The organism is Noviherbaspirillum massiliense JC206 (assembly GCF_000312045.1).
In the GTDB taxonomy this organism is placed as follows: domain Bacteria; phylum Pseudomonadota; class Gammaproteobacteria; order Burkholderiales; family Burkholderiaceae_D; genus Noviherbaspirillum; species Noviherbaspirillum massiliense.
The window spans coordinates 294,802-309,094 of the sequence record NZ_HE978635.1 but is presented as its reverse complement, the minus strand read 5'-3'; the positions used below and the strand labels follow the sequence as shown (position 1 = coordinate 309,094).

Sequence of the window (14,293 nt, the reverse complement as noted above, 5' to 3'; positions counted from 1 at the left end):
CGATGCCAGCCATTCCGCGCGATGACAGCTTCGACAGCACACTGGCGCTGCTGTCGGATGGCTACACCTTCATCTCGAAACGCTGTGCGCGCTTTCAGTCCGACATCTTCGAAACCCGCCTGATGCTGCGCAGGGCCGTGTGCACCATGGGCGAAGATGCGGCGCGCATGTTCTTTCACCCGGGCCGCTTCACCCGCAGGGGCGCAATCCCGCCGACCACCCTGATGCTGCTGCAAGACCTGGGCAGCGTGCAGACGCTCGATGGAGCGGCGCATCAGCGGCGCAAGCAGATGTTCATGCCCCTGCTGGAGTCCCCAGCCGTCGACGGGCTTGCACAAGCCATGATCCGCCACTGGCGCGCGCAACTGGCGAAGTGGGAACGGCAGCCGCAAGTGGTGCTGCATTCCGAAGTCGAAGAGATCCTGTGCCGCGCGGTCTGCGAATGGGCCGGCATTCCGCTTGCCGATCCCGAGGCGCGGCAGAGGGCCGAGGAATTCTCTGCCATGATCGACGGCTCCGGCGCGATCGGCCCCAGGAACTGGAAAGGCCAGGCACTGCGCATGCGTACCGAACAATGGGCGCGCGGCCTGATCACGACGGCACGCAGCTCCCGCCATGCCATCCCGGAAGGCAGCATGGCCCATGCGATTGCCTTGCACGGCGACACGGATGGCAAGCTGCTCGACGCAAGAACGGCGGCGGTGGAACTCATCAATGTCCTGCGGCCGACTGTGGCCGTTGCCCGTTTCATCACCTTCGCCGCGCTCGCATTGCATGCCTATCCCGATTGCCGCGCGCGGCTTGCCGCTGGCGAGGATGGCTATGCCGAATGCTTTGTGCAGGAAGTGCGGCGTTTCTATCCCTTCTTTCCCCTGATCGCCGGACATGTCCTCGTTCCCTTCGAATGGCGCGCCCACCGCTTTTCGGAAGGTGACTGGGTATTTCTCGACATGTATGGCACGAACCATGACGCGCGCATATGGGACGAGCCGGAAACCTTCCGGCCGGAGCGCTTCCGGCATTGGGACCAAAGCCCTTTCAACTTCATTCCGCAGGGCGGCGGCGATTACCTGCAGGGCCACCGCTGTCCGGGCGAACGAATCACGATCGCGCTGACGAGGGAGGCTGTGCGCATGCTGGTGTCGGAAATGCGATATGACGTGCCGCAGCAGGATTTGCAGATCGACCTGTCGCGCATGCCTGCCATCCCGGCAAGCCGCTTCGTCATTTCCAATGTGCGCCGCATCGAGCCCGTCGCGCGGCCTGCGGCATGAGATCAAGACGCGGCCGCCCGGACATGGTCGTGATCGGCGGCGCCGCCACCGATTTCTGCATGCAAGGCGAGAAGCTTCCCGACACCGGCGCTTCCGCGCTGGCTCGGCTATTCGAATGCGCGCCCGGCGGGAAGGGAGTGAACCAGGCGATTGCCGCAGCGCGGCTGGGCGCGAGGGTAGCGCTGGTGGCAATGACGGGCAGCGACAGGCGCAGCGAAGACATCCTGGAGCGGCTGAACGCGGAAGGCGTAGACATCCGCCATGTCCGCCGCACGAGCGAGGCAAGCACCGGCACCACCCTCGTCATGATCGGCGCAGACGGCAAGACCACGCGCATGGCCACGCCGGGCGCCAACCAGTGCCTGCGACCCGCCGACGTGGATCGCGCCGCCGGCCTGATCGCCTCGGCCGGCTGGGTGCTCGCCCAGCTTGAAGTGCCGCAGGCTGCCGTGGAACATGCATTCCGCATTGCCCACGCGCAGCGCCTCGTCACCATGCTGGATGCCGATCCTGCGGCGCCACTGCCGGAACGGGTGATGCAGCTGATCGCCGTCCTCCGTGCCGACGCAAGCGGTGCGCAAACCATCAGCGGCATGGCGATCACCGATGCCCGTTCTGCAATGGCTGCAGCAGGAAAGCTGCTCGAGCGCGGACCCCGCCTGGTGACGCTGCAGAGCCCCGACGGCGGCAATATCGTAGTCGCGCAGGACGAAGCGCATGCATTTGCGGCGATTCCTGTCGAGGCCAGGGACACGACCGGAGCCGGAGATGCCTTTTCCGCCGCCTTCGCCGTCGCCCTGCTGGAGGGGCAAGCTCCACACAGCGCCGGGGCATGGGCGAATGCGGCAGCGGCATGGGCAACGACGCGGCTTGGTGCGGTCGCAGGACTGCCGCGGCGGGAAGATATCACGGCCTTGCTGGCGGAGGATGCATCGTGCGGTAACGACAGAGCGTTGCAGCTTCTTGAAATCCCTTCCGGAGGCGCTGCGGTGCCGCCTTGCTAGGGAGTCATTCAGTCTGCCGGCAAGAGCGTGCCGCCGCCGGCAACCAGACTTCTTGGGATGATTTCATCCTTCGCGGAGAGGAACGCCTGCAGTGCCCGCTCGCCCGTCGTGGTAAAGGTGACGACCCGCGAATCCTTCGCGCGCCGGGCCCATCCGAGCTCGATCATGCGCGCAAACAAGGCTGCGCCGAGGCTGCCGGCAAGATGATGGCGGCGCTCGCTCCAGTCGAGACAGCTCCGGCAAAAGAAGCGCCGCTGCCTCGAAAGCTGGCTGGCATCGATGCCGATCTGCGCAAACAGCCGCTCTCCGAAGGCAGTGACTTCGAGACCAACGTCGCCCAGCATCAGGGCCTTGTTCTTCAACAGGCTGGCGTAAATTCTCACCCCGGTTTCGCCGGCGAGATGGTCATAACACACCCTGGCCTTTCTCAGGGCCGGTTCGCGCGGACTGGAGCGCAGCCGGACCGCGCCCGTCATGTAGGCAACACCCATCAGGGATTCGAGAAGATGAGCGATTTCTTCATCGGCCAGGCGGAAGTAGCGATGCCGTCCCTGCGATTCCACGGCGATCAATCCTGCGTCCAGCATTTTCGCGAGATGCGCACTCATCGTCTGCTTGGTCACGCCCGCGGCATCGGCAAGCTCGGTAGCCGTGAGCGCCCGGCCGCTCATGAGCGCGGTCAGGGCTTCCGCACGCGCATGGTCGCCGATCAACGCGGCAATACCGACTATGTTGGGGCCATCTTTCATGGTTCGATCTTAGCCGAACCATTCATGCGGCTCAAGCAGCTATCGTTGTCGCATTGGCTTATCGACCACGACGAAACAGACATGATGCTCACCTGCTTTATCCGTTACGAAATCGACCCTTTTCAACGCGATGCGTTCAAGAAATATGCGGAAAACTGGGGGCGTATCATCCCGCGCTGCGGAGGCAGGCTGATCGGCTATTTCCTGCCGCATGAAGGCACGAACAATGTAGCCTGGGGGGCTGATCGCGTTCGACAGCCTCGCCTCCTACGAGCAGTATCGGGCGAGGTTGAAATCCGACCCGGACGGGTGTGCGAATTTCGAAATGGCACAGGAGAAGAAATTGATATTGCGCGAAGAGCGGACTTTTACCGAAATTGTGGATGGCACTTTTCACGCCGCCCCGTCCTTGCAAGGAGCACACTGATGATCGCAGTCATTTTCGAAGCGCTGCCCGGCTCCGGCCAGAAACAGGCATACCTCGATGCGGCAACCATGCTCAGGCCGGAACTGGAACGCATCGACGGATTCATCTCCATCGAACGGTTCGAGAGCCTGTCGCAGCCCGGAAAGCTGCTGTCGCTCTCCTTCTGGCGGGATGAAGATGCAGTGCGGCGCTGGCGCAACCTCGAAGCCCATCGCCATGTTCAGCAGCTGGGCCGGGAAAGAGTATTTTCCGATTATCGCCTGCGGGTGGCGCAAGTGATGCGGGACTATGGCATGCATGAGCGCGCGGAAGCGCCGGACGATTCGCGCCGCGTCCATCGGGAATGACGCAGGGCCGGATATCCTAGCCGGCCTTGGCCCGCCTCAGCTCGTCGATGTCGATCTTCTTCATCCGCAGCATCGCTTCCATGACTTTGCGCGACTGTTCCGCATCGGGACCACTGAGCAGTTCGGGCAAGGCCTTGGGAATCACCTGCCATGAGAGGCCGTACCTGTCCTTGAGCCAGCCGCAACGCTGCGCCGTTTCATCGCCGCCTGCGGAAAGCCTGTCCCAGTAATGATCGACTTCGTCCTGGTTATCGCAATACACCTGCAGGGAGACCGCTTCATTGAACTTGAATATCGGACCGCCATTGAGCGCAGTGAAGGGCTGGCCGTTGAGCTCGAACGCAACAGTCATGACGGTACCCGCGCTCATGCCGTGAACGTCCTTGCCCGCCTCCCCGTAGCGCGCAATATTGGTAATTCGGGAATTTTTGAAGATGCCGGTATAAAAACGTGCCGCCTCTTCGGCCTGATGATCGAACCACAGGCAGGGCGTGATCTTCTGAAGGCTTTGCATGGCTTCTCTCCTGATCGTTTCCCAGATCTAAAGACAACAAAACGACGACCTCATCCCCGCTAAGAACCGACAGGCTACTTATCCCTGACCTGCCTCCGCCCTCGCCTTGAGCGCCCGGTTCATCGCCTCGAACCCCGCCCTGGTCCCGGTCTCCAGGCTCGACTTCAGCAAGCCCACCAACACACCTGAAAATCGCTCGCCATGGATGAAGCGTACCTTGTCCTCGCCGACCGGAACAATGCGGAAGTAGTGCTCCCCGTCGAACATGCCTGGCAGCAGCACGCGCCCCAGCCAGCGCAACTCCTGTTCAGAGGTCGCCTCCAGCACGATCGGGCGGAAGCGCATGCCCTTGCCGCCGGGCGGTTGAATCCAGACTGTGAGCCGTTCACCTGCCTTCGGCATGCCCTCGATGCGGCGAACGAAAGGATTCCATGCCGGATGCCCGGCAAAGTCGGTCAGCACCGACCAGACGCGCCCGGCCGAAGCGTTGATCTCGATTTCTGTCCTTATTTCGAGCATTTATTCACCGAATATGTCGTCAAGGGTACCGAACACGTATTCATGGATGGACGAGCTGTCGTTCCAATGCATGATTTCATCATCACCGCTTCGGAAGGTCAGGTAGGGATGCACTTCCGTGCCTTCCCATTCGATGGGAGATGCACCGTCGATCACGCATGCAACGCTGAAGGCAATGCGTCCGGTCAGCTCTTTCAGCTTGTCCCCTTCCAGGCCAGCCTCTTCCAGGTGGCGCTTGATCTGTTCGATCAGTTCCCCCGCAAGGATCGCCTGGTGTTCGTCAAACTTGTCTTCGTCGAGTATGAGATTCATATATATGTAGCTTTCGCTCCTGGGTGATGTCGCATGGCTAACTTCGGATTTCAACAGCTATTGGCCCAGTGAAAAGAGGCCGCCTGCTCGCTTCTGCAAATCCGGCAATGCCGGCAGTCCGGCTCAGGCTTCGCTTGTCCACAGATACCGCATGATGCGTCGCGTAAGCCCGGCAGGCGCAACGCGCACCAGTGGCCATAGCGCGCGGAACTGGAATGTTACAGGCCGGTGCAACTGCGGCCGGTGGACGAGGCTCCATACCTCGTGCGCCACCTCCTCCGCCACAAGCTTGATTCCCAGATTCGTGAAAAGCCTTGATTCGCCTTCATTCACCTTCACCATGCCGGTATTGACGAAGGGCGGCATCAGGTCGCATACGCGGATACCATGGCACTCCCATTCGATGTCGAGCGCTTCGGTCAGGGCACGCACCGCATGCTTGCTCGCCGAGTACGATGCGAAGTCGGGTATGCCGTAGATCGCCGATGCGGAACTCATGTTGATAACCTGCGCACCGGGAGTGGCGCGCAAGTAGGGAAAAGCGGCATGCAGCACGTTCAGCAAGCCGATCACATTGACTTCGACGATCCGCCTGTGTTCGGCCACGCCGATTTCCTCGAACTTGCCGACCTTGAGGATGCCGGCGTTGTTGTGCAATACGCGCAGCTTTCCGCCACTATGGCTCGCGAAATCGGCGAGGGCCTGCTGCATCGCTCCTTCATCCGTGACATCGACGACATGCACGCTGCAATTTCCGGAGCCGATTTCCTGGCGCAAGGATTCCAAAGCCGAAGCATCGCGGTCAGCCGCCCCGACGAACCAGCCCTTGGCGGCAAACAGGCGTGCGGTTGCCAATCCGATGCCGGCACCTGCCCCCGTGATGAAAATGCTGTCCAAGATTCTCCATGCCTCCCTATATGCGCACATTTATCGTCACGACTGGCGGCAGCCGGCCACTGTTCTGGCCGATTCTGCCGCTTGCTTCCTGAAACGGTTTCCTGCATTCCGGCCCAGTATCAATGTCGCTCCCCATACGAAGCGACGGCACTTGTGGCGTCTTGAGTCGGCAGGCTTGGCGATGATGCGATTATCGGCGGTAGATCAAGGTACCCTTCACCTTCTTGATGCTCTTTCCAATGGCGCGATAGGCGTCGTCGTCGAACGCATTGACCACAACGATATACGTATGCCCTATGCCAGACAATTCCTGGCAAAGCTTGCTCACGTATTTTCTGCCTGACAGGTGCCAAAACCTGGTCTGTACCGCAAGGCCGAATACCGGCTCTTCATCGGGATTATGCGTGAGCACTTTTCGGGCCAGCCAGGCTTTTGCGATTCGCGGCTGGAGCGCCAGTTGTTCGCGCAGCGTTGCAAGCGTGTCCTCATCGAGTTCATGGTGCATGAACTTGTCAGCCGTGGTAAGCGATGCCCGTTCCTGTGCCGCCTCCGCTGCAAGTTGGCGGGCCGCCGCCGCGCGCGTGAAACAGGTACGCGCTTCATCTTCGCGCCCGCGCTGCCACAGGAAATCGCCGATCCATTCATTGGCTGCTACCGCGCGCGCAGGATCGAGCTCCATTGCCTTTTCCAGATGGGCGATGCCGGCTTCCTCTCCCTGCGTCAGCAACAACCGGCCTACGGCGAATTGCGTGGCCGGCGAATCCGGTGCACGGCTAAGGACTTCCTGGTAGCGCGGCAATGCAGCTTCGCCGCCATGGATTTCTTCGGTCCAGTAAGCAAGATCCCATAGTTGCTGCAGTTCCAGCGTCCCCTGGGTGGATTTCTCCTGGAGCTGCGCAAGTTCGGTCTTTCCTTGCTGCACATGCTCGAAGCGTTCGCGCCATGAATCGGCAACGCGCTCGCGCCAGCCCTGATCCAGCTCGCTGGTGAGACGGCTGAGCGATTGCGCCAGGTAGCGCTGGGCAGCGCTTTCGCCAATTGCTTCCGGTACACGCGGCGCCTCGCCAAGCGCGCGCAGCCGGTCGCTGAGGCTTGGATGAGTATCGTCGCTGCCGGTCTTGCAAGCAAGAGCAGCCTGCAGCCACTCCTCAGCCTCTTCCGGCGCAACCGGCTGGGTCAGACTGCCAGCCAGCTTTTCAAATGGCGCGAAGCTCGGCGCCGCTTCATGCTCGGCATGCTCGTACACCTTCGGCCAGAACTGCTCGCGCAGCAGCACGCTTTTGATGGAGGAGTTGATCAGCGCGTCAGCTGCGTGGCGCGAACCCACCAGTTCCCGGGATACCTGATCAGCCTGATATTCATTTGCACGTGCCAGCACGAAGGAATAGGCGGCGAAAAACGGCGAATACCAGTCAAAGAATTTTTTGAAGAGAAAATTCGAGCTTCCCTGCCTGTCCAGGGCATCCATCAGCTGGTGCCAGGATTTGCGAATCCGGTAGATCCAGGATGCAAACCGGCTATGGGCTCCGGCCAGGTGACCATACTCATGGGCGAGCACGGCAAGAAACTGCTCAGGCGACAAGGCTTGCATCAGCGGCAGGCCAAGGATCAGGTGGTTTTTCTGCCAGCCAAACATTCCCAATCTGGGCGTTTGCACCACGGCGGCATTGTACTCATCGGTGAGCAGGACGCCATGAACGCGGGGACCGCGCAAGCGGCGGCGCATATCATCGATCACGGCGAACAGTTCCGGCGCCTCCTGGGGCGTGAGCGCACGCCCCTCCGGCTCCTCCAGCCGCACCCACAATGCCCGCAGGATCACCCACGTCAGCATCAGCAATGGGATCGCGATCTTGATGACCGGGAAGAGATGCTTGCCGCCGCTTGCAAACCAGCCAAGCAGAACGAGGATCGCGACAAGGACGGCCAGCACGCCAAAGACGTAGCCATAACCGAGCGCGGCCAGCAGGCCGACCCGGATTTTATAGGCCACTGGAGCACGTTGGGCAAACAGTTCAAGCCGTGCCACGAGTTGGTCAAAGGCTTTCGCTTCCATGTCGATCTCCCTGCTGGTCTGGCCTTTCTTGAACGAGAGCCAGTTTGAATTGACCGGTTTGCTCGCGCCTCTCTCAAGCGCAAGCCAGGGAATGGCGTTTGCCCCTCGCTCCCAGGCGTCCAAAACGAGAGCGCCAAGACCGCGGCGACAAATACCACCTGATCGAACGGCGAGTACCGGCGATGACTGTGGATTGTAAGCGCGCCCCTGGTCATTTTTGCAAGAAGCATGACCGGACAAGGCATGCCGAATGCCCGAATGTCACCTGCAAGCCACACTTGGGCGGCTTCCGATGCAGCGGTCGGGCCAGGCGTGCGCCCCCCAGGGAACGAACCTATCACCCGTAGCAGGTCTGCGGTCCGTCGCCCTGCTTTCCCGGAACCGCGAATCATGAAGACTTGGCGCGGCTTCGGTCATGGCGCAGGCGCGCCTTTTTCCGGAACAGCATGCCGGCGGGCCGCTGGCAGGTCTGGCCGGGGAGGGAAGCTGCACCTGCAGATGACAAGCCCCACCGGCCCGCATCGTCGTTGAACAGCGGCATCGGCATTCGGGGATTGGGGCCTACTGCTTAGGCGATTGCTTCGCTATTTCGACCTTTTTTGATGCCCATTAAGACTCAAGAGCCAAATGATGAAATTACTATGCCTGACAAGCAGCTCTTCAACGCAGGCTGACTGAAGCGGAGCATTCCATGGAAAACTCGTCCGCAGTATCGGAAGCATTGAATCCCCTCGTGTCAGACGAGGAAAGGCGAAAAAGCGAGCCGGCGCAGGATACGCTGGGCTTGTGCCTGTCGGGCGGCGGGTACCGCGCCATGCTGTTCCATGCCGGCGCGCTATGGCGCCTCCATCAGCTGGGATTGCTGCCGAAGCTGGACCGGATTTCCTGCGTGTCCGGCGGCGCGATCACTGGCGGCCTGCTGGGAGTCAAGTGGCGGAACATCGCCGGTGCCGGCACTACCGAGCAAGTCTTCGTGGATGAAATCGTCACGCCCCTGCGCAGGCTGGCCAATGTCACCGTCGATACCTGGTCGGTGGCCAAGGGCGTGCTGCTGCCCGGGCCCGTCAGCGATTATGTCGCCCGGACTCTCGCGGAGCATCTCTTTGGCGACGCCACCCTGCAGGACTTCCCGGACGACCCGCCGCGCATCATCATCAATGCCATCAATGTCCAGTCCGGCTCCCTGTGGCGCTTTTCGAAGCCGTACATGCGCGATTACCAGGTCGGGCAAGTGCTGCGCCCTGCCCTGCCGCTGGCGGAAGTCGTGGCCGCATCCTCGGCCTTCCCGCCCTTCCTGTCCCCGGCCGTTCTGAATCTCGATGAAGGCAGCTTCGCGCCGAGCGAAGGCGAGCCATTGCATCATCCGCCGTATACGACCAGGGTAGTGTTGAGTGACGGCGGCGTGTATGACAACCTCGGGCTGGAAACGGTCTGGAAACGCTGCAAGACCATCCTCGTCAGCGATGCCGGGCGCAAGATGCCGAGCGAGGAAGCGCCACAGCTGGACTGGGTCCAGCATACGAAGCGCATCCTGGACCTGGTCGACAACCAGGTCCGCTCCCTGCGCAAGCGCCAGCTGTTCGCCGCCAACGATGCGGGAATACGGAAGGTCGCCTACTGGGGAATCCGTTCGGAGATGGCCAAGTACCCGGTCGAATCCGCCCTCCCCTGCCCGCTCGAGCAAACCACCGAACTTGCCGAGATCCCGACGCGCCTTGCCGCGCTATCGCCCGAGCTGCAGGAGCGGCTGATCAACTGGGGATATGCGATATGCGATGTCGCCCTTCGTGCATGGCATGACCGTGGGCTGCCTGCGGCTCAGGCATTTCCTTACCAACACTGAACGGCGACTTCATCAGCAAACGGAGGTTTTGCACCCAGCGCCGCCCGGCGTTCCGCCTGCAACAGTCTTTATGTAGTTGTCGCAGCCCTCAGGCTGTTCTTTTGCCGCTTTGCTTTCGGGACAATGCCCGCCAGGCAAGCAGATCCCGTATCGACCACCCGATCGCCGCCAGGGCAAGCGCAGACAGTATCCATGACAGGATTCCATGACCGGCCGGCACCAGTCCGGTCCGGTTCGACGCCCAATCCATCAGGACGGGCACAAGCACGATGGTGATAAAGCCTAGGTTCAGGATCAGGAGAAAATGCAGCAGGCGTTCGTTCTGCGGCAGCACCCGCGTCCGGTTCTCAACGAATTCGTCGCAAGCGTCGATGACGATTGCGGCAAGCAGCAACACGCCGATGACGACGGCCCACGTGCCATTCCATGCGAACCAGGCAAGCGTCCCGAACAACAAGCCGTAAGCTGCCTCGCGCAGCACATGAATGCCGATTTCCGTGCGCGCCTCCATGCGCTGCGGCAGGCGCACGATGATTTCATGATTGAGCAAGGTGTCCATTCCACCGATCACGCCTTGCGCAATCAGCAGGGCAAGCAGCAGCGTTTCAGGCGTCATGAATCGATTTACAGGGAGAGCAAGGCTAGGTCGCAGCCGGTTCTATATTCGTGTTCCGGCTGCGGCGCGCGACGATACCGCGCACATTCATCCTGTTTGACGCCGTCCACCTGAAGAAGTTCTCACTGATCCGGTAGAAGCGTTACGCCGCATACCGATGACGGGAGGTGCCATGGGTGCTTGTCTTTATTCGCGGTCCGGCACCACCAGCGTCAGCGTGCGCCTCACGGTTTATCGCCTGCGGCCAGCGTCGCCTGGCGGCACTTCTCCGCATAGGCTTTTTTCATGTCGTTAACCAGGCTGGCCCGCTCCGCAGCTCCACCGACCCTCTGGCCCGATTCATAGGCAAACGGGCAGTTGAGCTTGTCCGCCTGCGCCTGATAGTCCACATACATCTTGATGAGATCGTTCACGCGCGAGCAGGTGTATGGCGTTGGCGTGCGTTCGTCTATCTGCGACAGCGCCGTCATCTTGGTCTCAACCGGCTTGCTCAGTGCTTCGCATTGCTGCTGCGTTGCCGCGTGCGCAGTTGATACGGCCATGATGGTCAGAAGGGTAGCGATAAGTAAACGCATGATTGTCTCCGAAGATGTTTTGTTGATTGCGTTTAGCGTTAATGCCCGGTGGAGTATAGCACTCACATAAATGCCAGATTGGCGTTCGATAACGCCAGCTAGCGCGGAAACCTCCTGTGAACGGCTCATCAAGGGGGCGGCACAAGTGCGTGACAAGTGCCTGTTCGTCATCTCTCATTCGGCATAATCCCTGACACGCTGAGCTGAGATCGCCGTCACGATTCGCATCGAAGTTCATTGGCATGCTTCATGGCTGAGCGTCATCGATGACATTGGGAATGCAGCGGCGCAAGGCGTCGATCAGGGCCTCGCCGATCAGTCCCAGCTCGCCGCGCGCATCGACCATGACCGGTTCAATCTCGCCGTGGTTGGCCCAAACACTCCCATGACGTTTTTGCATAGGAAGAAAAACGATGCCGCCATTTTCCGTATGCACATCGCAGCGCGCCGTGTTCTCCGGCACAGCAGCCCTCGGCCTGCCGCCGACGAGGCGCCAAAGAGCCTTGACACAAGCCTCGTACCCGAAATCGCCGGGGGCATCCAGAAATGCCTGCAGCTTCGCAATGGGTATGGCACGGCTGGCAGCCAATGCGTCCCGGACGGCACCACCCAACAATTCCGGATCTGATGCCATCGGCAATGTGCACTGGAATGCTTCAGCGTCAAAGCGCAGACGCAAGTTGCCCGAAGCTGCAACAATCATGACGAAGCCGGGAACTGCATACACCATGGCATGCTTCGTTGGTACAGTTTTCTGAAAACGTTCGCGAAGAATTTTCAGCATGTTTTCTGGCAATGGGTTGATCGGCGGCCTCGCTGCGTCCGGCATAGTCCGAACGTCACCTCGAACCGGCAATTCACTACGACCGGCGCCGCTCGAGTGAACGGGACATGGTGACGCACAATCCCGTTGGTGCCAGCTACTTTTTCGTACTCCGCGCCTTGGCCGCGGCGCTGTTGGCCGTAACCGCCGCCCTGATCAGCGACTTGAAGGCAGCCTCATCGATCTTCTCATTCTCGTGAATGTCAATCGCCCGTCGTACATTTCCGGTGAGGCTAGAGTTAAAGAGCCCGGTGGGATCCTGCAACGAAGCTCCCTTGGCAAAGGTAAGCTTCACAGCGGACTTGTACGTCTCTCCGGTGCAGATGATGCCATCATGCGACCAGACCGGGACGTTCCACTTCCACTCCTCGACAACATCCGGGGCCGCTTCCCGGATGAGCTTGCGCATCCTGGCAAGGATGTCGCCGCGCCAGTCCCCGAGTTCAGCGATTCTTTGCGAGATCAGCTCGGATGCCGATCCGCCTTGGCTCGCGTCGGGATTTTTCATGCTTTCGTTTTTCATGCTCTCCTCCCATTCAATCTAGAGTTTGTCGTTCTGCCGGTCTGGTGTACGCATCGCTGGCCATGCAAATCGGGCCAGCCGGCGCGCATCTCCATCTGTCATTACATCGTTCGTTTCGTCTGCGACGCGTTTCCGGCATTGAATCGCTGGACAGCCATTTCGAGATAGGGGATGCCATGCTTCTCCAGAGCGTCCATGGCTTCCTTCACCCTTGGCTGCAACCGTTCCTGCACCATAGATGCGCTAAGTTTTTCCAGCGACGCCCCAAGCTCTTCAATGCTCTGCGCCTGGCGAAACTCTTCGATTGTCCACCAGTAGTCATGTCCATGCACCATTTCACCCAGGCGGCAAAAGTATTCATTCTGGTCATACGCGTCTTGAGGCGCAATGGATGACGGCCTCATGCTTAATTCGGGAAAACGCTGCAGGCGCGACCATCCTATCTCGACAGAAAATTGCTCAAGTTTCTGATTTGGCGATAATACAATCCAGAGATCCGCCATGTCGGCGACCCGCTTGCGGAAGGCCCGTTCTCCAGGCCAGATATAGTGCGACACCACTTTTCGTAGCCCGGCCAGCGCTGCGACATGGCCTGTTCAAACAAAGCTCTTAACGCCTGGCCATATTCCTTTCGCATCCCTTATGCCTCCCAGAGAGTCAATTGACCTGCACGCTACAGGCAGCCAAGTCCCGGACGTGCCTCTCGTCGCCTCACCCATCGCTTCACATATAGAAGAAGCGGCCACCGCCGAAGGACCAATTCTCCCATGCCGTCTCCTTGAAGCAAATCATGATCCGCTCCGCATCGAAGCCCTGGGAAGAGAGCTTGCTGATGATGTCCTGAACGATTTTCTTTTTGACTTTCACGCTTCGGCCCACCGAGAGAAGAATCTCTATCAGCACAAAGTCATCGTTTCGTGGACGTGTAAGGTCTGGGTAGTTCAAGTCGAAGCGAAAGTCTTCCGGTTCAAGTTCGAGAACTCTGTGAAAACGATCGGTTTCCGGAACGCCCGACGCGACGAGGGCCTCGTGTACCGCCGACAGAACGCTGTCTTTGAATTGCGGGGTCTTGGGTTTTTGCACTGTGATCGTTACCAATGGCATGTTTTCTCTCCTTTCGCGATTAGAGCATCTGACTGGTGGGACGACTCGCCGTGCAGCGGCGGAGCTTCCCCCGATTTTATTAGCGTTCCCGGGGAAGCAAGCTGTTTCTCGTGCGTCACCGGCGGCACGTCATTAAATTCCAGTTTTCCTGCCGAAGATCAGCACGCGCGGATCTTTCACACCGGCTGGACCAATTTAGGCCGCTGTGTTTCGCCCCGAGTCCAGCGGTCTCGTAATCGCGGCCACAAGCGCGAACCAACCGGCGAGCCAGGCGATGAAAGCCGCTGCGTGACCATACTCCCAGCGCAGTCTCAGTTGCTCATAGGCTGCTGCGAACTCGGCCGGGTCAGAACCGGCGGCGTTCGCCCACGCTGCATTGACGGGAGCAACAATCAAACCCCAGAGAAGCAGTGAGGCTAGCAGGGCGGCAGCGGAAGCGGTCGCAAGACGACTCGCCGAAAGGCGCCGTGCCTGAAGCGCCAGCACCGCCACCGACAGCGCGGCAGCCACCTGAACCGGGCCGCCCACCAGGCCAAACCAGGCATAAAGCGTGCTGGTAACGCTGGCATACATGGCCGGCGGATAGGCAAGCTTGACTGGCATTTCCATCAGATGGGCAGCGCCCGGCGCCAGACCCAAGGCGGTCAGCGTCAAGGCAATAATCTGAAGCGCTCGCGACGGCATGCTTCCTCCATCGATCAAAAATGCTC

General features: G+C 60.3%; 17 protein-coding genes and 1 pseudogene. 5 read left to right on the top strand and 13 right to left on the bottom strand.

Going from position 1 to position 14,293, the window contains the following annotated elements; all coding sequences use genetic code 11:
• Nucleotides 1–2: 2 nt before the first annotated feature.
• Nucleotides 3–1,274 carry a cytochrome P450 gene (locus tag HGHM_RS17035; protein ID WP_019142768.1) on the top strand — a complete coding sequence of 424 codons (1,272 nt, stop codon included), beginning with the start codon at nt 3–5 and terminating at the stop codon, nt 1,272–1,274.
• On the top strand, nt 1,271–2,278 hold the full coding sequence (locus HGHM_RS21710; RefSeq protein WP_075111757.1) for a ribokinase: 1,008 nt from the start codon (nt 1,271–1,273) through the stop codon (nt 2,276–2,278). Before HGHM_RS17035 ends, HGHM_RS21710 begins: the two co-directional genes overlap by 4 nt.
• Nucleotides 2,279–2,286: 8 nt before the next feature.
• Here the strand turns inward: HGHM_RS21710 and HGHM_RS17025 are convergent, their stop codons facing one another.
• Complete coding sequence (locus HGHM_RS17025; protein ID WP_019142766.1) at nt 2,287–3,027, bottom strand: ArsR/SmtB family transcription factor; 741 nt, start codon at nt 3,025–3,027, stop codon at nt 2,287–2,289.
• A gap of 81 nt (nt 3,028–3,108) precedes the next feature.
• Between HGHM_RS17025 and HGHM_RS21705 the strand changes: the two are divergent.
• Together HGHM_RS21705 and HGHM_RS17015 are read left to right on the top strand one after the other, a co-directional pair.
• Nucleotides 3,109–3,454 (top strand): annotated as a pseudogene (locus tag HGHM_RS21705) (NIPSNAP family protein).
• Nucleotides 3,454–3,801 (top strand): antibiotic biosynthesis monooxygenase family protein, encoded by a 348-nt coding sequence (locus HGHM_RS17015; protein WP_019142764.1) that lies wholly within the window; start codon nt 3,454–3,456, stop codon nt 3,799–3,801. The pseudogene HGHM_RS21705 and the gene HGHM_RS17015 overlap by 1 nt, the downstream one beginning before the upstream one ends.
• 16 nt (nt 3,802–3,817) lie before the next feature.
• Here HGHM_RS17015 and HGHM_RS17010 read toward each other — a convergent pair whose 3' ends face one another.
• From HGHM_RS17010 to HGHM_RS16985, 5 genes are all read right to left on the bottom strand, one after another.
• A complete protein-coding gene (locus tag HGHM_RS17010) occupies nt 3,818–4,315 on the bottom strand; it encodes a VOC family protein (RefSeq protein WP_019142763.1) in 498 nt (165 codons plus the stop codon).
• A gap of 78 nt (nt 4,316–4,393) precedes the next feature.
• A complete protein-coding gene (locus HGHM_RS17005) occupies nt 4,394–4,834 on the bottom strand; it encodes an SRPBCC domain-containing protein (protein WP_019142762.1) in 441 nt (146 codons plus the stop codon).
• The gene (locus tag HGHM_RS17000; protein WP_019142761.1) at nt 4,835–5,146 is read right to left on the bottom strand and encodes a hypothetical protein; all 312 of its coding nucleotides are present in this window, start codon (nt 5,144–5,146) and stop codon (nt 4,835–4,837) included.
• 123 nt (nt 5,147–5,269) lie between these two features.
• Complete coding sequence (locus HGHM_RS16995) at nt 5,270–6,043, bottom strand: SDR family oxidoreductase (RefSeq protein ID WP_019142760.1); 774 nt, start codon at nt 6,041–6,043, stop codon at nt 5,270–5,272.
• 190 nt (nt 6,044–6,233) lie between these two features.
• Complete coding sequence (locus HGHM_RS16985) at nt 6,234–8,099, bottom strand: M48 family metallopeptidase (protein ID WP_034349215.1); 1,866 nt, start codon at nt 8,097–8,099, stop codon at nt 6,234–6,236.
• 691 nt (nt 8,100–8,790) lie between these two features.
• On the opposite strand from HGHM_RS16985, the gene HGHM_RS16975 reads away from it, so the two are divergent.
• Nucleotides 8,791–9,942 (top strand): patatin-like phospholipase family protein, encoded by a 1,152-nt coding sequence (locus HGHM_RS16975; protein ID WP_019142758.1) that lies wholly within the window; start codon nt 8,791–8,793, stop codon nt 9,940–9,942.
• A gap of 88 nt (nt 9,943–10,030) precedes the next feature.
• On the opposite strand, the gene HGHM_RS16970 is transcribed toward HGHM_RS16975, so the two are convergent.
• The 7 genes from HGHM_RS16970 to HGHM_RS16940 form a co-directional block, all read right to left on the bottom strand.
• A complete protein-coding gene (locus HGHM_RS16970) occupies nt 10,031–10,558 on the bottom strand; it encodes a hypothetical protein (protein WP_019142757.1) in 528 nt (175 codons plus the stop codon).
• Between the two features lie 224 nt (nt 10,559–10,782).
• A complete protein-coding gene (locus HGHM_RS16965; protein WP_148415736.1) occupies nt 10,783–11,133 on the bottom strand; it encodes a hypothetical protein in 351 nt (116 codons plus the stop codon).
• A 247-nt stretch (nt 11,134–11,380) separates the two neighbouring features.
• On the bottom strand, nt 11,381–11,917 hold the full coding sequence (locus tag HGHM_RS16960; protein ID WP_161603791.1) for a contact-dependent growth inhibition system immunity protein: 537 nt from the start codon (nt 11,915–11,917) through the stop codon (nt 11,381–11,383).
• Between the two features lie 136 nt (nt 11,918–12,053).
• Entirely contained in the window at nt 12,054–12,464 is a 411-nt protein-coding gene (locus HGHM_RS16955) for a DUF1801 domain-containing protein (protein ID WP_019142754.1), read from the bottom strand.
• 116 nt (nt 12,465–12,580) lie between these two features.
• A complete protein-coding gene (locus HGHM_RS16950; RefSeq protein WP_148415734.1) occupies nt 12,581–13,036 on the bottom strand; it encodes a hypothetical protein in 456 nt (151 codons plus the stop codon).
• Between the two features lie 166 nt (nt 13,037–13,202).
• The gene (locus HGHM_RS16945) at nt 13,203–13,583 is read right to left on the bottom strand and encodes a tautomerase family protein (protein WP_019142752.1); all 381 of its coding nucleotides are present in this window, start codon (nt 13,581–13,583) and stop codon (nt 13,203–13,205) included.
• 195 nt (nt 13,584–13,778) lie between these two features.
• Complete coding sequence (locus HGHM_RS16940; RefSeq protein WP_019142751.1) at nt 13,779–14,267, bottom strand: hypothetical protein; 489 nt, start codon at nt 14,265–14,267, stop codon at nt 13,779–13,781.
• Nucleotides 14,268–14,293 lie beyond the last annotated feature (26 nt).